The following is a 17,812-nucleotide window of genomic DNA, read 5'->3' on the forward strand; positions in this document are numbered from 1 at the left end:
CCAATTGAACGCTTCTTGAGGAGACCCCCTCCATGGCGAATTCCATCCTTCCCGCCGCCGTCCGCATCGTCGAGATGGGGCCGCGCGACGGCCTGCAGAACGAGAAGCAGCTCGTCTCCACCGACACCAAGCTCGAGCTCGTGCGCCGCCTCGAGCGCGCCGGGCTGAAGGCGATCGAGACCACGTCCTTCGTGTCGCCCAAGTGGGTGCCGCAGATGGGCGACAACGCCGAGCTGCTGCCGCGCGTGCTCGCCGCTGCGGCGCCCGGCGTCGCCTATCCGGTGCTCACCCCCAACCTCAAGGGCTTCGAGGCCGCGCTGGCGGCCGGGGCACGGGAGGTTGCGGTGTTCGGCGCCGCCTCCGAGTCCTTCAGCCAGAAGAACATCAACTGCTCGATCGCCAAGTCGCTCGAACGCTTCCGCCCGGTCACCGAGGCGGCGCACGCGGCCGGCGTGAGGGTGCGCGGCTACGTCTCCTGCGTGGTGGGTTGCCCCTACGAGGGGGCGGTCGCGCCGCAGGCGGTGGCCGACGTGGCGGCGACGCTGCTGGAGATGGGCTGCTACGAGGTCTCGCTCGGCGACACCATCGGCGTCGGCACCCCGGCCGGCATCCGGCGCATGCTCGAAGCGGTGGCGAAGCGCGTGCCGGTGGTCAAGCTCGCCGGCCACTACCACGACACCTACGGCATGGCGGTGGCCAACGTCTTCGCCTCGCTGGAGATGGGCGTGGCGGTGTTCGACGCCTCGGTCGGCGGCCTGGGCGGTTGTCCCTATGCGGCGGGCGCCTCGGGGAACGTCGCCACCGAAGACGTGGTCTGGTTGATGAACGGGCTCGGCATCGATACCGGCATCGATCTCGAGGCGCTCGTCGACACCGCCGCCTGGATCAGCGCCCAGCTTGGCCGCGAGCCTGCCTCGCGTGTGGCGCGTGCGGTGCTGGCCAAGCGCGCCAAGACGGCCTGCGCCTGAGCGCGGGATGAAGCGACGGAGGGTGCGTGCGACGCGGGCGGGGAGGCGGTCGAACGCGGTCCTCGCGAGCCATGGCTTGCCGACTGCTTCATAATCCGGCTTCCGGATCACGAGGCGGACCACACGCATGGCCCGCCCGCCGCCCTACAGAGATGACTGCCATGAGCGTTCCTTCCCCCTGCATCAACCTCTGCCGCATGAGTCCCGACACGGGCTGGTGCGAGGGCTGCCAGCGCACGATCGAAGAGATCACGCGCTGGAGCCGCAGCACCGACGACGACCGCCGCGCCATCCTCGCCGCCGTGGCCGAGCGCCGCACGCGCCTGGCCGCGGCTTCCCCCGCCGTGGACTTGCGCACATGAGCGGCGACGCGCTCTGTGTCGGCGTGTGCATGATCGATTGGGACTCGGGCGTGTGCCTGGGTTGCGGTCGCACTGCCGAAGAGATCAACGGCGTGCCCACGCCGGCGCCCGGAGCGCAGGTCGCGGGGCAGCCCGATGCGGCGGCGTCCCCGGCGCAGGCGGCCGGCGTGCCCTTGCCGCCCAACGTCGCGGCCCGCGTCGGGGAAGGCAGCGATTGAGCGCGCGTCCGCATCTGCCTGCCAGCCTGCAGGTCTTCGAGCGCGGCTGGCTGTCGGCCAACAACGTGCTCCTGTTCGACGGCGACGAGGCGACCCTGATCGACTCCGGCTACGTGAGCCATGCCGACCAGACGGTGAAGCTGGTGCGCGCCGCGCTCGATGGCCGCAGTCTCGGCCGCCTCATCAACACGCACTCGCATTCCGACCACATCGGCGGCAACGCCAGCGTGCAGCGCGCCTTCGGCTGCAGCATCACGGTTCCCGAGGGCATGGCGCGCGCGGTCGAGGAGTGGGACGAGGAGGCGCTGCTGCTGAGCGTCGGCGCGCAGGCCGGCGAGCGCTTCCGCCATGACGCGACGCTCGCGGCCGGGGCGCGCTTCGTCGCCGGCGAGCTCGAATGGCAGGCGGTGGCCGCCCCCGGCCACGACATGGACGCGCTCGCCTACTACAACCCCGATCGCCGCATTCTCATCTCGGGCGATGCGCTCTGGCGCGACGGCTTCGGCATCCTGTTCGCCGAGGTGATGGGCCAGGGCGACGCGCTCGGCGAGGCGCGCCGCACCCTGGAGGCGATCGGCCGGCTCGCGGTGGATGCGGTGATTCCCGGCCATGGGGCCCCCTTCGCCGAATTCGACGACGCGCTCGAGCGCGCCTTCGCGCGCCTCCGCGCCTTCGAGGACGACGGCGCGCGCATGGCACGCAACGCGATCCGCGCCTGCATCACCTTCAAGCTGCTCGAGGTGCGCAGCATGGCGCTCGTCGAGCTGCCGCGGCATCTCGACGAGACCCCGCTGTACCGCACCGCCAACGCGCGCTTCCTCGGCCTCGACGCCGATGCGCTCGCAGCCTGGCTGGTGAAGGAGCTCGAGCGCGCCGGTGTGGCGCGGCGCGAGCACGGCATGCTGGTCGCGAGCTGAGGCGGGCGATGCGCGTGCCTGGCCGCCTCTTCGTCGCGTGCGACCGCCAATGCGCAGCGGGCCCGATGGACGCGTCGTCGTCGCGAGCCGGGTCATGCTCGCCGGCCTGATCCATGCAGAGCGGCCCGACGAGTTGCGCCGCGGCCTGCGCTGGCTGTACGGCTTCGTGCGCCCGCAGCGCCGCCGCATTGCCGGCCTGCTGCTGCTCTCCTGCGCGGCCACCCTGCTGGTGCTGCTGCAGCCCTGGCTGACCAAGCTGCTGATCGACGAGGGCCTGCTCGCGCGCGACTACCGCACCCTGCTGATGGTCGCCGGCGCGATGATCGCGGTCGGCATCGTCGGCACCGTGCTCGCCGGGGTGAACCGGCAATTGCACACCCGTCTGTCCGGCTCCATCCTGTTCGCGCTGCGCAGCGACCTCTATCGCCACCTGCAGACGCTGTCGCCCGCCTTCTACGGCCGTCAGCGCATGGGCGACCTGCTGTCGCGCCTCGACGGCGACGTCGCCGAGATCCAGCGTTTCGCTGTGGATAGCCTGTTCGCAGCGGTGAGCAGCGTGATCGGCCTGCTCGGCGCGGTGGCGCTGATGCTGAGCCTGTCGTGGAAGCTGTCCTTGCTGGTGCTGGTGCTGGTGCCGCTCGAGACGCTGTGGTTGCGGCGGATGCGGCGCAAGGTCGAGGCGCGCACGCGCACCGTGCGCGAGCGCGCGGCGGATGTCTCGAGCTTTCTGGTCGAGACCCTGCCGGCGATGAAGTTCATCCAGGCTTCGCGCCGCGAGGCCGACGAGCGCAGCCGGCTCGACGATCTCGGCGCGCGCTACCTCGACGATCTGCTGCGCCTGCAGCGCACCGAGTTCCTCACCCATGCGATCCCGTCCACGCTGACCTCGGCGACGCGCGCCGCCGCGTTCATGATCGGCGGCTGGTGGGTGATCGAGGGCAGCTGGCAGCTCGGCGCGCTGATCGCGTTCTCCACCTACCTCGGCATGGCCACCGGGCCGGTCAACAGCCTGCTCGGCCTGTATGTCGCGATCCAGCGCATGAGCGTGAGTCTGCGGCGGGTGAGCGAGCTGCGCGAGGCGCCGGCCGACGTCGTGGATAGCGCGCACCCCGGCGCGGCACAGCGGGCCGTGCCGGCGTGGCAGGGCCGGATCGAGTTCGATGCGGTCGTCTTCCACCACCAGGGACGCGCCGAGGCGGTGCTCGACGGCGCCCGACTGACGGTACCCGCGGGCAGCAAGGTCGCACTGAGCGGCGCTTCGGGCGTCGGCAAGTCCACGCTGATCGACCTGCTGCACCGTCATTACGACCCCCAGGCCGGGACCATCCGGCTCGACGGCGCCGACCTGCGCGCGCTGCCGCTCGGCGCGCTGCGCCGCGCGGTGGCGGTGGTGAGCCAGGACATCGTGCTGTTCCGCGGCACGCTCGCCGAGAACATCCGCTACGCCGCGCCGCAGGCGGACGAGGGGGCGGTGCGTGCCGCGGCGCGGCGGGCGCACCTCGACGCCTTGATCGCAAGCCTGCCACTGGGGCTGGAGACAGCGCTCGGCGAGCGCGGTCAGCAGCTCTCCGGCGGCCAGCGCCAGCGCATCGCGATCGCGCGTGCGCTGCTGCAGGAGCCGTGCGTCCTGGTGCTCGACGAGGCGACCTCGGCGGTCGACGAGGCGACCGAGGCGGCGATCATCGCCGAGGTCGATGCGCTCTTCGCCGGACGCACGCGGATCCTGATCAGCCACCGCGCGGCGACGCTCGCCGGTTGCGATCTGCGCGTGCACCTCGAGCGCGGGCGGCTCGAGGTGCTGCCGCCGGCGGCGGTGACGGTGCGGTCATGACGGTGCGGATCGCCGTGGTCGATAGCGGGTGCACGCCAGCACAGGCGCTGCAGGTGCGGGACGCGGTCGCCCTGGTGCTCGAAGACCGTGCCGTGCGCCAGGCGCCGGCCACCGCCGACGCGCTCGGCCACGGCGGTCGCGTGGCCGGGATCCTGCTGCATTGCGCGCCGCAGGCCGAGCTGCTGGTCGTCCAGGTGTTCCGCGAGCGCCTCACGACCACCGCGGCGCAGGTGGCGGCGGCGATCGACTGGGCGGTGGCGAACGGCGCCCAGCTCGTCAATCTGAGTCTGGGCCTGCGCGAACCGCGGCCGGTGCTGGCCGAGGCCTGCGCGCGCGCACTGGCGGCCGGCACCGTGCCGTGCGCGGCGGCGCCCGCGCGCGGCCAGACCGTGTATCCGGCGGGTTTTCCGGGCGTGCTGCGGGTGACCGGAGATGCGCGCTGCGCACCCGGCGAGCTCGCCGCGATCGGCTCCGCCGAGATCGATTTCGGTGCCCATGTGCGGCCGCTCGACGGTAGCCTCGCCGGCGCGGGTGCGAGCATGGCCTGTGCCTGGTTCACCGGACTGGCCGCGCGGCACTTCGCGCGGGGCGGCGACGCGGACGCACTGCGTGCCTGGCTGGTCGAGCAGGCGCGCCACCACGGTGTGGACGACCCGAGGAGAAGACAGCATGGCGGCTGACGGCATCGTCATCCTCGGCGCCGGCCCCGCGGGCGCGGCGGTGGCGATCGGACTGGCGCGGATGGGCGAGCCGGTGGTGCTGGTGGGCGAGCCGCGCCGTTTCGCCGCGGTCGAGGGCGTCTCGGCGCGCGTCATCGACGCGCTGCGCGGCCTCGGCCTGCAGCGGGCGCTGACGGCGTTCGCGCCGCCTTCGCCGCGGCGGGCGGTGTGGAATGGCACCTACACCGAGGCGAACGTGGAGAGCCTGGTCGACCGCCAGCGCTTCGACCAGGGGCTGCTCGAGGACTTGGAGCGCCTCGGCGTGCCCGTGGTGCGCGGCCGGGTGACGGCGCTGCACCCCGCGCCAGGGGGCCATGAGCTGGAGATCGACACCGATGCCGGGCCGCGCCGCATGGCGGCGGGCTTCCTCGTCGAGGCGCGCGGCCGCGCCGCGCCCGGCGGGGGGGCGCCGCGGGTGCGCGGAGTGGAGACGGTGTCGCTGCTGCAGTACTGGCAGGGACCGGCGGGCGAGGCGGGCTCGACCGTTCTCAGCGTCGAGGATGGCTGGATGTGGATGGCCGCGTTGGCCGATGGACGGCGCTATCTGCAGCTGACGGTGGACGTTGCCAGCGCCGACCTGCCGCCGAAAAGGGCCCTGGGCGACTACTGCAGCGCACGGTTTCACGCGGTCGAGGCGGCGGCGCCCTTCGTCCGCGATGCGCAGCCGGTCGGCGAACCGCACGCGCGCACCAGCACGGCGGTGCTCAACGAATCGGTGGCCGGCGACGACTGGATCCGCGTCGGCGATGCGGCGATGGCGGTCGATCCGCTCTCGGGCAACGGCATCTTCCAGGCGCTGTCGTCCGCGCTGCAGGCACCGGCGGTGGTGGCTACCCTCCGTCACGATCGGGGCCGCACCGCGCTCGCGCAGCACTTCCATACGCGGCGTATCGAGCACCTGTTCCACCGCTTCGCCCGAATCGGGCGCGATTTCTACGCTCAGGAAGCGCGCTGGCCGCAGGCGCCGTTCTGGGCCGCGCGCCGCGGCTGGCCGGATGCCCTGCCGCTGCACGCCAAGGTGAGGCCGGAGACCGTGCGTGTTGCGCGCGGGCCGGTGGTGTGCGCGGGGCGGATCGTCGAGCAAGACGTCGTGGTGACGCCCGACCAGCCGCTCGGCGTTTGGCACCTCGATGGTCTGGCGGTGGCGCCCATGCTTGCCGCCTTGCGTCGAGAGGGAGGCGATGCGCTGGAAAAAGCTGCCGGCGAGGCGCTGCTGTGCGCGCGTTTCGGGCTCGAGCGTGCGCGTGCCGCCGCCTTGCTGGCCTGGATGCGGGCACAGAACTGGCTGGATTGAGCGCCGCCTGCATCCATTTCGTCTCCCGGACGGCGGAGCGTGTTGCCGATTTGGGCTAATGGTTCCAGCAAAAGATTTTATTTTTCGCCCGCCGCGCCTGCTCAGCCCGCGCGCCTGAGCGTGTCCGACGGCAGCTCGCCGAACATCGTCTTGTACTCGGCGGAGAAGTGCGACAGGTGCCAGAAGCCCCAGCGTGCGGCGATGTCGGCGACCGTGCCGCGACCATTGGGGTCCGCGGCCTTGAGCGAGCGGCGCACCGCATTCAGGCGGATCGCGCGCAGGAACTTGACCGGGTTGAGATCGAGCACGTCCTGGAAGCTGTACTGCAGGGTGCGGCGCGAGATGCCGAGCTCGATGCACAGGTCGGCGACCGTGATCGGCTCGTCGATGTGGGCCTCCATGTAGGCGCGCGCGCGCGCCACCACCTGCTGGCGGGCGCGACAGGACGGTGCACCGGCCCGTCCGCCGCCACAGGAGAGCGTGTCGAGTAGGGTCGCGAACAGCGCCTGTTCCATCGCCTTGCGCATCTGCGGGTGCAGAAGCAGCTCGGGGGTCGCCCGCAGGCTGGCCGTCATGGTCGCCAGCAGTTGCCCGAGCGCCGCGATTCCCGCCGGGGTGGTCGGTGCCAGCTTGCGCCCGGCGAGCTCGGCCTCGAGGTTGCGGTGGTCCACCTGATGCGCGTAGTCGTGGAGCGCGGCCGAGTCGGCGGTGCAGGCGAGGATCTCGAGCCGGCGCGGGGTGCGGAAGTCGAGCTCGTCGTCGCCTCCGAGTGTCAGCATGGAGTGCGCGTCATACATCTCGCCGCCGAACCAGCCCGTGCCCTCGATCGCGACCGGCACGGCGAAGGTGCGCGAGCCGGGCCACGCCCCGCCAGCCTGATGCACCGACTGGTTCAGGCCCTCGCGGAACAGCTGCACCCTGCCGAAGCAGAACTCCTCGAACACGCCGTCGAAGGCGCCCGCGGTGAGCTGGTCGTAGCGTTGATGCCAGTTGGTCAGGCAGGCGGCGTGCTCGTCGGCATCGAGCGTGTGGCGCAGGGTGTAGGAGTACGGGGCGTTTCCCGAAGGCTGGGCAGCCGGGCTCATTGCCCGCACCCCCTGGGCAGTTGCCGGGTGGCGTTGGCCAACATGTCTCTTCCTCTCTCGATCGGTGGCCGATCGTGCTTGTCGTTATGTTTGTCCCTGCCGCTCAGGGTGCGGATGAACGCTTCCCCAGTGCTGTGCGGCCGTTTTTCAGAATGGCACGGCGGCGGGTCGTTTTGCAACCCGGGGTCCGGGACCGGCCGCCGCCGTGGCTTGCCGTTTTCGGATAACGCGCACGGAAGGTCCGCGCCTACGATCTGCTCGCCTTCCACATCGACCCGGCGCCGACCGGGCGTGCGGAGGCAGAGGCAGCAGTTGTGCAGGCCCTCGCAGAAGGGCAGCAAGCGGACTCGCGTGACCTTGCGGTGGCGTGAGGAGGAGACAGGATCGGATCGCCCGTCGCGAGCGGTGTCCGTGCTTGCCCTCGGTCTGTGCAGCGCTGCGGTGTTCCCCGCGCACGGGACGGCGATGCCGGCCCACCGGGTGGACGCCTCATCCAAGGACACGAAGAGGAGATCCGGTCTTGAAAATCAGAACCCTTGCCACTGCCATGGGCAGTATGGCTGCGCTCGGCGTCGTGCTGGCCGCCCCCCCGGCGCATGCCTCGGCCGAAGCGCTGATCCGCGCCAAGTGCCTGCCCTGTCACACCGAAACCGAGGACGGCATCAGCCGCATCAGCCACCAGCGCAAGACCCCGGAAGGCTGGCTGATGTCGGTGGCACGCATGCAGATCGTCCACGGCCTGAAGATCACCGACGAGGAACGCCGCACGGTGGTCAAGCACCTGGCCGACCGCCAGGGCCTGGCGCCGTCCGAGACCACCGGCGTGCGCTACGCGATGGAGCGTCGCCTGAATACCGTCGAGGCCTTCGAGTCGGAGAAGTTCACCCAGATGTGCGCGCGCTGCCATTCCGGTGCGCGCGTGATGCTGCAGCGTCGCCCGGCGGCGGAGTGGGAGCATCTGGTGCATTTCCATCTCGGCCAGTTCCCGACGACCGAGTACCAGGCCCTCGGCCGCGACCGCGACTGGTTCGGCATCGCGTTGAAGGAAATGGTGCCGGAGCTTGCGAGCAAGCTGCCGTTGCAGTCCGAGGCCTGGAAGCAGTGGCAGGCGCGCGCGCCGCAGACGGTCAAGGGCGAGTGGAGCCTGAGCGGCCATCTGACCGGCCGCGGCGGATTCTCGGGCGTGATGAAGGTGACGGCGGGTGAGGGCCGGGACCGCTACACGCTCGCCTTCGACGGGCGTTGGGACGATGGCAGGCCGATGCAGGGCAGGGGGCGGGCGCTGATCTACACCGGTTACGAGTGGCGCGGCGACCTGGTCGTCGACGGCACGCCGATGCGCCAGGTGTTCGCGGTCGAGGACGGCATGATGCGCGGCCGCATGTTCCTGCGCGACCAGGACGAGGTCGGCGCCGACGTCGTCGCCAGCCTGCAACAGGCGGGCAACAGCCGCGTGCTGGCGGTGCATCCGGCCTACCTCAAGGCGGGTGAAGGCGCCGAACTGCGCATCGTCGGCTCCGGGCTGGCGGGCGAGGTGACGCTGCCGCAGGGCGTGAAGCTGGTCGGTACGGTCAAGCGATCGGCGACCGAGGTCGTGGTCCGCGTGCAGAGCGACGCCGCGGCGCGCGGGGTGCACGCGGTGGCGGTCGGCAAGGCTTCGGGCGGCAGCCTCGCGCTGTACGACAGCATCGCCGCGGTCAAGGTGTCGCCCGCGTTCGCGGTCGCACGCATCGGCGGCAACGGCACGCCCACGGCCAAGGTCGAGGCGCGCTTCGACGCCGAGGCCTGGGCAGCCGGCGCGGACGGCAAGGCTGGCACCGAGGACGACTTCCGCATCGGCGTGGTGCCGGCGAAGTGGTCGGTCGAGCCCTTCGACGAGGCGGCGGTGCGCGACCAGGACGTCGAGTTCGCCGGCCTGATGGATGCCGCGAGCGGGGTCTTCGTGCCGGGTGATGCCGGTCCCAACCCGGTGCGGCGGATGTCGGCGAGCAACGTGGGCAACCTGAAGGTGGTGGCCGAGGTGGCTCAGGGTGGCGAACGCCTGCGCGGCGAAGGCCAGGTGATCGTGGCGCCGCCACGCTGGAACAACCCGCCGCTGCCCTGATCGGTGGCGCGTCCTGTTCCGGCAGGCGCTGCCTGCCCTCCGCAATCCCGACCCCGAAGGAGGCTCCCATGGGTGCCGTCTTGAATCTGGTGCAGGACAACCTGCACGAGCTGCGCATCGATGAGACGCGCATGCTGTTCCACATCCCGAGCAGTTCGCTGTTCGCGCTCGACCCGCTGAGCGCGGCGCTGATCGATCGCATCCGCCGTCAGAGCCTCACCGTCGAGGCCCTGATCGACGGCCTGCGCACCGAGTTCGACGCCGACGAGGTGGCCGAGGCGATCCGCGAGCTGGTCGCGCTCGAGCTCATCGACGACGGCCGCCCCGCCGGCGCCGGCACGCTCGCGCACACCTTCGAGCGCTTCCCGCTCACCACGGTGGTGCTCAACGTCAACACCGGCTGCAACCTGAGCTGTACCTACTGCTACAAGGAAGACCTCGACAAGCCCTCGGCGGGCCGCAAGATGGCCTTCGGGACCGCGCGCGACGCGATCGAGATGATGTTGCGCGAGTCGCCGGACGAGCCGCGCTACAACGTCGTCTTCTTCGGCGGCGAGCCGCTCAGCAACCTGCCGCTGATCAAGGACGTGGTCGCGTACTGCGAGGCGCGCTTCGCCGAGCTCGGCAAGCAGGTCGATTTCGTCATGACGACGAACGCGACCCTGCTCGCCGACGACACCATCGACTGGCTCGATGCCCACCGCTTCGGGCTGTCGATCAGCATCGACGGTCCGAAGGCGATCCACGACCGCAACCGGCTCACCGTCGGCGGCCAGGGCACCTACGAGACCGTGCGGCGCAAGGCCGAGCGCCTGCTGGCGCGCTACCACGCGCGGCCGGTGGGGGCACGGGTCACGCTCACCCACGGCACCACCGAGGTCGAGCGCATCTGGGACCACCTGTTCAACGAGCTGGGCTTTGCCGAAGTGGGCTTCGCGCCGGTGACCTCGGGCGACATCAGCACCTTCAACCTCACGGGCGCGGAGCTGGTCGAGGTCTTCGCCGGGCTGAAGCGGCTCGGTGCGCGCTATCTGGAGGCGGCGCTGGAGGGACGCAACATCGGTTTCTCCAACATGCACCAGCTGATCACCGACCTGCACGAAGGCCACAAGAAGGCGCTGCCCTGTGGCGCCGGGTTGAAGATGCTCGCGGTCGACCACAAGGGTGAACTGAACCTGTGCCATCGCTTCACCGGCTCCACGCTGCCGACCTTCGGCGACGTGAAGAACGGTATCCAGCGCGCGCAGCTCGGCGATTTCCTGTCCCAGCGCCTGGATCGCACGGATACCGGCTGCGCGAGCTGCCGCATCCGCAACCTGTGCTCGGGCGGCTGCTACCACGAGAGCTACGCGCGCTACGGCGATCCCGCACATCCCACCTACCACTACTGCGATCTGATGCGCGACTGGGTGGACTTCGGCATCGAGGTCTACAGCCGCATCATGGCCGGGAACCCGGCCTTCATCGAACAGCATATTTCCCCGAGGAGGGCGTCATGAAACATCTCAAGGCGATCAACAACAAGGCGCGGCTGCTGGACAAGGCGGTCGCGGAGGACCGGGTCGAGGAGGTGGTGGCGATGAGCGCCATCGCCGGCTGCGCGGCGACGGTGGACCCGGGCTGGGAAGTGGACGCCTTCGGCGGTGTGTCCTCGCTGTGCCAGCCGATGGAATCCGATCTCTACGGCTGCGCCGATCCGTGCTGGTGGCCGGCCCAGGTGCCGGACGTGATGAACACCTACCCGGACTGGAACAAGGACGCGACCAACTCGCGCGAGGACTGGCGCAATCTCGGCTCGGTCTTCCCGGGCGACAAGCTGTAAGGGGGCGGACATGAAGAAGACGATGATCGGCGGCGCACTGCGCCGCAGCGCGGCCGCGCTCGCCTGCCTGGCCGCCGGAGTCCTGCCCGCCGCAGCGGCAAACGAGGCGCGGCCGCTCGAGCCGGGCAGCGAATACCTGATGGTGGCCAACTACCCGAACAACCTGAACGTGGTCGATCTGGCCAGCGAGAGCGTCTACAAGACCTGCCCGCTGCCCGACGCCTTCGGACCCGGCACCACGCAGATCGCGCCCGACCGCCGCACCGCCTACATCCTCAACAACCGTTTCGGCACGATCTACGGCATCGATCTCGACACCTGCAGGCTCACCTTCCGCGCCGAGATGTCGCAGGGCGACAACGAGCGTGCCAAGTCGATCGCATCCTTCACCGTCAGCGCGGACGGCAAGGAGGTCTATGCGGTGCAGAACCCGACCACCATCCATCGCGACCACTATCGCGTGGGGGCGCCGCGCTTCGCGGTCTACGATACCCGTGCCGGTCTGGAGGCCAAGCCTGTGCGTGTGTTTCCGGCGCCGCGCCAGGCCAACATCATGCAGGCGGGTGAGGACGGCTCGGTCTACCTGGCCGGACCGAACCTCTACAAGGTGGATGTGAACACCGGTGCGATGACCGTCGCCCTGCCGATCCGCGACTGGCAGCGTTCCACGCACGCGCCGCTCGATGTGCTGTACATCTGGCCGGTGCAGACGCCGACGCGGGACTTCACCATCCTCTACACCACGGCGAAGTACCAGGACGACAAGCAGGACATGGCGACCGCCGAGTACCAGTACGGCTATCTGAACGTGAACCTGAAGAGCGGCGAGACCGAGGCACGCGAGTTCGGACCGCTGACCGAGATCTACTTCACCGGGCTGCGTTCGCCGAAGGACCGCAACATCGTCTACGGCCTGCTGCACCGCCTGACCAAGTACGACATCGCGCAGCAGAAGCTGGTGCAGGCCGCCGAGCTCGACCACACCTACTACACCGTGCTGAGCAACCAGGCCGGCAGCCGGCTCTACCTCACCGGCACCTTCAACGACATCTCCATCCACGACGCCGACACGCTGGCCAAGGTCGGGCAGGTGAAGCTGCCGGGCGGGGACATGTCGCTCGGTACCGGGCAGGTCTTCGTGCGCTGAGCGCCCGCTTCCGGACGGGGCAAGCCCGCAGCAGCGGGACACCACGGCGCGCCAAGCGGCGCACCGCGGTGTCCCGCGCGCCAAAACAATCATCGAGGAGACGAACATCATGCGCATGCGCATCACCACGGCCGTCCTGCTGGCCGGACTGGCGGCGCTCGGCACGGCCCGGGCAGAGACCTTGCACGAACGCGACGGCACCACGCTGAGCGCGAATATCGACGGCATGGCCGGCGCCTTCTCCACGCGCGAGGACTATCTCGGCGAGGGCGGCAGGCAGTGGCGCGAGGGCTTCATCCATGGCGTGCTGGCGGGCACCACCCGTGCCGGCGGCGGCAAGCTGTACGGCGGCCTGGGCGCGATCGCACAAGGCACCTGGGGCGACGGCGATGCCGGCGGCTATACCGACGGCCGCGAGCGCGACGTCGACCTGGAGGATGCGTACGTCGGCTGGCGCAGCGCAGGTGGCGCGTTCGACGTCTCGTTCGGCCGCCAGCAGTTCGTGCTGGGCGACGGCTTCCTGATCGCGAGCGACCGGATCAACCTCGGCAAGGGGCTCGATGCGCTCGGTGTGGACGTGGATCGGGGCGGGGCCTACTACCTCGCCGCCAAGAAGAGCTTCCGCAACACCGCGATCGTGCGCATCGATCCCGAGGGGCCCTGGCGCGGCGACGCCTTCTGGCTGCAGTCGGGCAACCCCTACCAGCAGGACACCGAGCTCGGCGGCGCGAACCTGGAGTACGTGTCGGAGACGCATGGCACGCTCGGGCTGAGCTGGATGAAGGTGCTCGACGTCGACCAGGGCGCCGGGCTGGGCATCTTCGACCGTCGCGACGGCATGCGCATCGCCAGCGTACGCGGCCAGGGCAGCCTCGGCGTGGAGAACCTGTTCCTCGCCTTCGAGTACGTCGACCAGCGCGGCGGCAGCGCCGCGGTGAAGAACGACGCCGACGCCTGGCACGTCGAGGGCGGGTGGACCTTCGCCGACCTGCCCTGGCGCCCCACGCTCGACTACCGCCACGCACGCTTCTCCGCCGACAAGTCCGCCACTGCGCGCAACGAGGCCTTCGACCCGCTGTTCTTCGGCCTCAGCCGCGGCCTGGGGACCTGGTTCCAGGGTGAGGTCGCGTCCAACTACGCCGGCCCGGCCAACAGCGGCAATCGGGTGGACCGCGTGGAGCTGAGCCTGGCACCCCGCGAGGATCTCTCCATCGGCGTGCAGTACTGGAAATTCGCGCCCGAGGGCGAGGCCGCGGACCTGGCCGGGCGCGAGTTCGATCTGTTCGCGTTCTGGCAGATCGACAAGCACTTCACCTTCGTGCCCCTGATCGGCCTCTACGAGCCGCGCGGTGCGGACGTGAAGGCGCTGCAGGGCAACGACCGCCGCAATGTCTATCTGCAGGCGGTGCTGATTTTCAACTATTGAGGGGGCGGCCTGCGGCCGTCCCGGGCAACACACATCAAACACGGAGACGAGGAATGGACCGATACAAGGGTGAACTGCTGAGCGACGACACGCGCCGGTTCCTGGCGCAGCCCAAGCGCATGGCGATCGGCGGCGAATGGGTGGAGGCCCTCGGCGGTGGCATGCTCGAGGTGGTGGATCCCGCCAGCGGGCAGGTGTTCGATCGCGTGCCGGCGGGCGAGGCGACCGACATCGACCGCGCGGTGGCGGCGGCGCGGCGCGCCTTCGAGCAGGGCGACTGGCCGCGCATGCGACCGGTGGACCGCGAGCGCCTGCTGCTGCGCCTGGCCGAGCTGGTGGAGGCGCATGCGCAGGAACTGGCCGAGATCGAGGCGCTCGACAACGGCAAGCCGGTGACCATGGCGCGTGCGGTCGACGTGGCGCTGGTGGTGGACTTCCTGCGCTACATGGCCGGCTGGGCGACCAAGATCGAAGGCTCGACGATGGAGGTGTCGGTCCCCCTGGTGCGCGACCGCGAGTTCTTCGGCTACACCCGGCGCGAGCCGGTGGGCGTGGTGGGGGCGATCATCCCGTGGAACTTCCCGCTGCTGATGGTGGCGTGGAAGGCGGGGCCGGCACTCGCCTCCGGGTGCACGATGGTGCTCAAGCCCGCCGAGGAGACGCCGCTGTCGGCGCTGCGCTTTGCCGAGCTGGTGCAGCAGGCGGGCTACCCCGCGGGGGTGTTCAACGTCGTCACCGGCCACGGCCACTCCGCGGGTGCGGCGCTGGCCGCGCACAAGGGCGTCGACAAGGTGGCCTTCACCGGCTCGACCGAGATCGGCAAGCTGGTCGGCAAGGCCGCGCTCGACAACATGACGCGGGTGTCGCTGGAGCTGGGCGGCAAGAGCCCGGTGATCGTGCTCGACGACGCCGACCCGGCGGTAGCGGCTGCGGGCGCGGCGCAGGCGATCTTCTTCAACCAGGGGCAGGTGTGCTGCGCGGGTTCGCGCCTGTATGTGCACAAGAGTCGTTTCGAGCGCGTGGTGGAGGGGCTGTCGGGGATCGCCGCGGACATGAAGCTCGGCGCCGGCATCGAGCCCTCGACGCAGATCGGCCCGCTGGTGTCGGCCGTCCAGCAGCAGCGCGTGCTGGGCTACATCCGCAGCGGCTTCGAGGAGGGCGCGCGCGCGCTGGCGGGCGGCGCAGCGGGCGAGGGCGAGGGCTACTTCGTCAAGCCGACGGTGCTGGTCGATACCCGCGACGACATGCGCGTGGTGCGCGAGGAGATCTTCGGCCCGGTGGTGGTGGCGATGCCCTACGACGATCTCGACGAGGTCGCCCGCCGCGCCAACGACACCCCATACGGCCTCGGCGCCAGCATCTGGTCCAACGACCTGTCGCGGGTGCACCGCCTGGTGCCGAAGATCAAGGCCGGTACGGTGTGGGTCAACTGCCACAACATCCTCGACGCCTCGATGCCCTTCGGCGGCTACAAGCAGTCCGGCATCGGCCGCGAGATGGGGCGCGCGGTGCTCGACCTGTACACCGAGGGCAAGTCGGTGATCATGGCCCTGTAAGGGGGGCGCGTCGCGCGGCTGCGGCGCTCCATGCCCTTTCGATCCCTTGTCGCGGCACCCGAGGCCGCGGGGAGAAAGCGTGATGAGTTTTTCCGAGTTGGCGGTGACGGCAACGCACGCAGTCGATCTGGCGTGGGCCGCGGGGGGGCCCGCGGAGCGCGAACGCCACTGGCTGCGCATCCATGGCGATGCTGCCCTGGCCGCCTGGCTCGCGGGGCTGCAGCCGACGCATCTTCATTTCGGCAGCGAGTTCTGCGAGCACCTGCTGCCCGCGGAGCGGGTGCTGCGCGAGGCGCTGCGGCGGGTGGAGGAGGCGGGCCTGCGCTTCGTCCTGCTCACGCCGGTCGCCTCGCCCGATGTGTTGGCCCGACTGCACGGGCTGCTGCCCATGCTCCCCGCCGGGACGGAAGTGGTGGCGAACGACTGGGGTGTGGCGCACGAGTTGCACACGCGCTTTCCGGCCTTGCTTCCGGTGGCGGGCCGCGTGCTGTGCCGCATGACCAAGGATCCGCGCCTGCATCCCGGCTGGGCGGGGCGCTGCGGTCACGGCCTGGCCGCGCCGACGATGTGCGCACTGTTCGAGCGCCTCGGCATCCTCCGCCTCGAGCTCGACATGCCGGTCTTTGCCGACGATGGGGCGCTCGAGGGGCTGCCGCTCCCCGCCGGCGTGCATCTGCCCTGCGTCTATGTGGCCAAGGGCCGCATGTGCCGGGCAGGTGGGCTTTCCATGAAGGGGCCGGAGCGCTTCGCCGTCGGACGCTGCTGCCGCAAGGAGTGCCTGCGCCTTGCCGCCGAGGCCTCACGCCCGGGACGGGACGATGCCTGCCGGACGATCCAGCTCGGCAACACCTTGTTCAGCCGCCATTCGGACGCGATGGCGCAGGCCTTGCGGCGGGCCGCCGACGCAGGGCGGATCGCCCGCCTGGTCGTTGCCGGAGAACCGCTGTGAGAATCGTCGCGCCTGTTTCGCGCGTCGCCGAGGTTGCAGTGCTCGCCGAGGCCGGCGCCACCGAGCTGTATTGCGGCCTGGTGCCGCCCGACTGGCGCGGACGCTTCCAGTCGATCAGCGCCAATCGCCGGCCGTCGGGCAATCTTGCGAGCTATGCAGACCTGGCGGAGGCGGTGCGGAGCGCGCATGCCCACGCTGCCGCGCTGTCGCTGGTGCTCAATGCCCAGCACTACGCTGCAGCGCAGATCGAGGCCGCGGAAGAGATCGCCGGGCGCTTTGCGGACCTCGGTGGCGATGCCCTGATCGTCAGCGACCTGGGCCTGGTGGAGCGCCTGGCGACGCGTTTCCCGGCGCTGCGCGTGCACGTCAGTTCGGTGGCGACCTGCCGCAACGCGGCGGCGGCGCGGCTGTGCCAAGCCCTCGGTGCGCGCCGGCTGATCCTGCCGCGCGACGTGACCCTCGCCGAAGCCACCGCCATTGCCGAAGAGGTGCCGGACATCGAGATCGAAGCCTTCGTGCTCAATGATGGCTGCATCTTCGAGGAGGGCGCCTGCCACACGATCCACCTCCCGGGGCAACTGGGCGGGCCGATCTGCCTCGACCGCTACGGTTTCCGCCATCGTCGGCGCGACGGCGGGGAGCTGTCGGCACGCCTCGCCGCACGCTTGCAGGAGAACGACGAGGCCTACGAGCGCTGGCTGTGGTACCGCTTTTCCTGCGGCTTCAGCACCACGCCCGAAGGCTTGCCCTTCGGACCATGCGGGCTGTGCGCGCTGCCCGCGCTCAGGCGCGGACGGGTGGCCGCGGTCAAGATCGCCGGGCGCGAGGCGCCGACGGCGCGCAAACTGGCGAGCGTGCGCATGGTGAGGTCCGTGCTCGACCGGGTCTGCGCAGGGGCGGATGCCGCCGCGGTGCGCGCGTTCGCCACCCGCCTGCGGCCGTCCGAGGCGCATTGCGCCACCGGCCACATGTGCTACTACCCCGAAGTGCTGCGGGCGGCGGAATGCTGAAGTGAGCGCGCCACGTCGTGACCTGGCGGTCTGGATGCTGGTCGCCGCCGCGACCATCGCCTTGGCATGCCGGGCGGAGCTGGGGGCGTTCGTCCTCGCCGCCGCAGCGGCGCTGGGGGCGTATGCGGCGTGCAGATCGACGGGGCGCGCGAGTGCGCTCGCCCTGTCGGCGGCGCTGCTTTGGAGTTGCACGCTCGCCCTGGGCTGGCACTTCGCAGTCGACCATTTCGCGCTGCGCTACGTCTGGCTGTACAGCAGCACAGCGCTGCCGCTGCACCTGAAGATCGCCAACCTGTGGGGCGGCGATGAAGGCACCACGCTGCTGCTGCTGGCCTGCTGCGCGAGCCTGGCGGCGAGTGGTGCCCGCGCCGGACTGGACAGCGGGCGTCGCTCGGTGGCGGCTG

16 protein-coding genes are annotated in these 17,812 nt (G+C 70.6%); 15 read left to right on the forward strand and 1 reads right to left on the reverse strand.

Annotated features, from left to right (window positions below):
* Window positions 1-32: 32 nt before the first annotated feature.
* The 7 genes from TMZ1T_RS03665 (at window position 33) to qhpG (ending at window position 6,309) form a co-directional block, all read left to right on the forward strand.
* On the forward strand, window positions 33-968 hold the full coding sequence (locus tag TMZ1T_RS03665) for a hydroxymethylglutaryl-CoA lyase (RefSeq protein WP_012584620.1): 936 nt from the start codon (window positions 33-35) through the stop codon (window positions 966-968).
* A 161-nt stretch (window positions 969-1,129) separates the two neighbouring features.
* Window positions 1,130-1,330 (forward strand): DUF1289 domain-containing protein, encoded by a 201-nt coding sequence (locus tag TMZ1T_RS03670; RefSeq protein WP_012584621.1) that lies wholly within the window; start codon window positions 1,130-1,132, stop codon window positions 1,328-1,330.
* Window positions 1,327-1,548 (forward strand): DUF1289 domain-containing protein, encoded by a 222-nt coding sequence (locus TMZ1T_RS03675; RefSeq protein WP_012584622.1) that lies wholly within the window; start codon window positions 1,327-1,329, stop codon window positions 1,546-1,548. The genes TMZ1T_RS03670 and TMZ1T_RS03675 overlap by 4 nt, the downstream gene beginning before the upstream one ends.
* The gene (locus tag TMZ1T_RS03680; RefSeq protein WP_004315441.1) at window positions 1,545-2,465 is read left to right on the forward strand and encodes an MBL fold metallo-hydrolase; all 921 of its coding nucleotides are present in this window, start codon (window positions 1,545-1,547) and stop codon (window positions 2,463-2,465) included. Before TMZ1T_RS03675 ends, TMZ1T_RS03680 begins: the two co-directional genes overlap by 4 nt.
* A 94-nt stretch (window positions 2,466-2,559) precedes the next feature.
* On the forward strand, window positions 2,560-4,296 hold the full coding sequence (locus TMZ1T_RS03685) for an ABC transporter ATP-binding protein (RefSeq protein WP_012584623.1): 1,737 nt from the start codon (window positions 2,560-2,562) through the stop codon (window positions 4,294-4,296).
* A complete protein-coding gene (gene qhpE, locus TMZ1T_RS03690) occupies window positions 4,293-4,976 on the forward strand; it encodes a subtilisin-like serine protease QhpE (RefSeq protein ID WP_012584624.1) in 684 nt (227 codons plus the stop codon). Before TMZ1T_RS03685 ends, qhpE begins: the two co-directional genes overlap by 4 nt.
* Window positions 4,966-6,309, forward strand: a complete 1,344-nt coding sequence (gene qhpG, locus TMZ1T_RS03695) for a flavin-dependent monooxygenase QhpG (RefSeq protein WP_012584625.1) — start codon at window positions 4,966-4,968, stop codon at window positions 6,307-6,309. Before qhpE ends, qhpG begins: the two co-directional genes overlap by 11 nt.
* Before the next feature lie 101 nt (window positions 6,310-6,410).
* Here the strand turns inward: qhpG and TMZ1T_RS03700 are convergent, their stop codons facing one another.
* A complete protein-coding gene (locus TMZ1T_RS03700) occupies window positions 6,411-7,394 on the reverse strand; it encodes a helix-turn-helix domain-containing protein (RefSeq protein ID WP_004308019.1) in 984 nt (327 codons plus the stop codon).
* A 556-nt stretch (window positions 7,395-7,950) separates the two neighbouring features.
* On the opposite strand from TMZ1T_RS03700, the gene peaA reads away from it, so the two are divergent.
* The 8 genes from peaA to TMZ1T_RS03740 all read left to right on the forward strand — a co-directional run bounded on the left by peaA (window position 7,951) and on the right by TMZ1T_RS03740 (window position 17,408).
* Window positions 7,951-9,498: a quinohemoprotein amine dehydrogenase subunit alpha gene (peaA, locus tag TMZ1T_RS03705; protein WP_407083904.1), complete on the forward strand. Its 1,548-nt coding sequence runs from the start codon at window positions 7,951-7,953 to the stop codon at window positions 9,496-9,498.
* A gap of 68 nt (window positions 9,499-9,566) precedes the next feature.
* Entirely contained in the window at window positions 9,567-10,997 is a 1,431-nt protein-coding gene (peaB, locus tag TMZ1T_RS03710; RefSeq protein WP_012584627.1) for a quinohemoprotein amine dehydrogenase maturation protein, read from the forward strand.
* A complete protein-coding gene (gene qhpC, locus TMZ1T_RS03715; protein ID WP_004308014.1) occupies window positions 10,994-11,320 on the forward strand; it encodes a quinohemoprotein amine dehydrogenase subunit gamma in 327 nt (108 codons plus the stop codon). Before peaB ends, qhpC begins: the two co-directional genes overlap by 4 nt.
* Window positions 11,321-11,330: 10 nt before the next feature.
* Window positions 11,331-12,467, forward strand: a complete 1,137-nt coding sequence (gene peaD, locus TMZ1T_RS03720; protein ID WP_004308012.1) for a quinohemoprotein amine dehydrogenase subunit beta — start codon at window positions 11,331-11,333, stop codon at window positions 12,465-12,467.
* 109 nt (window positions 12,468-12,576) lie between these two features.
* Entirely contained in the window at window positions 12,577-13,893 is a 1,317-nt protein-coding gene (locus TMZ1T_RS03725) for an alginate export family protein (protein ID WP_012584628.1), read from the forward strand.
* A 53-nt stretch (window positions 13,894-13,946) separates the two neighbouring features.
* On the forward strand, window positions 13,947-15,449 hold the full coding sequence (locus TMZ1T_RS03730) for an aldehyde dehydrogenase family protein (protein ID WP_004308006.1): 1,503 nt from the start codon (window positions 13,947-13,949) through the stop codon (window positions 15,447-15,449).
* An 82-nt stretch (window positions 15,450-15,531) separates the two neighbouring features.
* A complete protein-coding gene (locus tag TMZ1T_RS03735) occupies window positions 15,532-16,398 on the forward strand; it encodes a hypothetical protein (protein WP_012584629.1) in 867 nt (288 codons plus the stop codon).
* Window positions 16,395-17,408 (forward strand): U32 family peptidase, encoded by a 1,014-nt coding sequence (locus TMZ1T_RS03740; RefSeq protein ID WP_041589609.1) that lies wholly within the window; start codon window positions 16,395-16,397, stop codon window positions 17,406-17,408. The genes TMZ1T_RS03735 and TMZ1T_RS03740 overlap by 4 nt, the downstream gene beginning before the upstream one ends.
* Window positions 17,409-17,812: the final 404 nt, after the last annotated feature.

The organism is Thauera aminoaromatica, assembly GCF_000021765.1.
Classification (GTDB): Bacteria; Pseudomonadota; Gammaproteobacteria; order Burkholderiales; family Rhodocyclaceae; genus Thauera; species Thauera aminoaromatica.

What these genes read in the sequence shown, in the direction of transcription:
- TMZ1T_RS03665 (WP_012584620.1), top strand. Translation starts at nt 33, where the DNA reads ATGGCGAATTCCATCCTTCCCGCCGCCGTCCGCATCGTCGAGATGGGG.
- TMZ1T_RS03670 (WP_012584621.1), top strand. Translation starts at nt 1,130, where the DNA reads ATGAGCGTTCCTTCCCCCTGCATCAACCTCTGCCGCATGAGTCCCGAC.
- TMZ1T_RS03675 (WP_012584622.1), top strand. Translation starts at nt 1,327, where the DNA reads ATGAGCGGCGACGCGCTCTGTGTCGGCGTGTGCATGATCGATTGGGAC.
- TMZ1T_RS03685 (WP_012584623.1), top strand. Translation starts at nt 2,560, where the DNA reads ATGCTCGCCGGCCTGATCCATGCAGAGCGGCCCGACGAGTTGCGCCGC.
- qhpE (WP_012584624.1), top strand. Translation starts at nt 4,293, where the DNA reads ATGACGGTGCGGATCGCCGTGGTCGATAGCGGGTGCACGCCAGCACAG.
- qhpG (WP_012584625.1), top strand. Translation starts at nt 4,966, where the DNA reads ATGGCGGCTGACGGCATCGTCATCCTCGGCGCCGGCCCCGCGGGCGCG.
- TMZ1T_RS03700 (WP_004308019.1), bottom strand. Translation starts at nt 7,394, where the DNA reads ATGAGCCCGGCTGCCCAGCCTTCGGGAAACGCCCCGTACTCCTACACC.
- peaA (WP_407083904.1), top strand. Translation starts at nt 7,951, where the DNA reads ATGGCTGCGCTCGGCGTCGTGCTGGCCGCCCCCCCGGCGCATGCCTCG.
- peaB (WP_012584627.1), top strand. Translation starts at nt 9,567, where the DNA reads ATGGGTGCCGTCTTGAATCTGGTGCAGGACAACCTGCACGAGCTGCGC.
- qhpC (WP_004308014.1), top strand. Translation starts at nt 10,994, where the DNA reads ATGAAACATCTCAAGGCGATCAACAACAAGGCGCGGCTGCTGGACAAG.
- peaD (WP_004308012.1), top strand. Translation starts at nt 11,331, where the DNA reads ATGAAGAAGACGATGATCGGCGGCGCACTGCGCCGCAGCGCGGCCGCG.
- TMZ1T_RS03725 (WP_012584628.1), top strand. Translation starts at nt 12,577, where the DNA reads ATGCGCATGCGCATCACCACGGCCGTCCTGCTGGCCGGACTGGCGGCG.
- TMZ1T_RS03730 (WP_004308006.1), top strand. Translation starts at nt 13,947, where the DNA reads ATGGACCGATACAAGGGTGAACTGCTGAGCGACGACACGCGCCGGTTC.
- TMZ1T_RS03735 (WP_012584629.1), top strand. Translation starts at nt 15,532, where the DNA reads ATGAGTTTTTCCGAGTTGGCGGTGACGGCAACGCACGCAGTCGATCTG.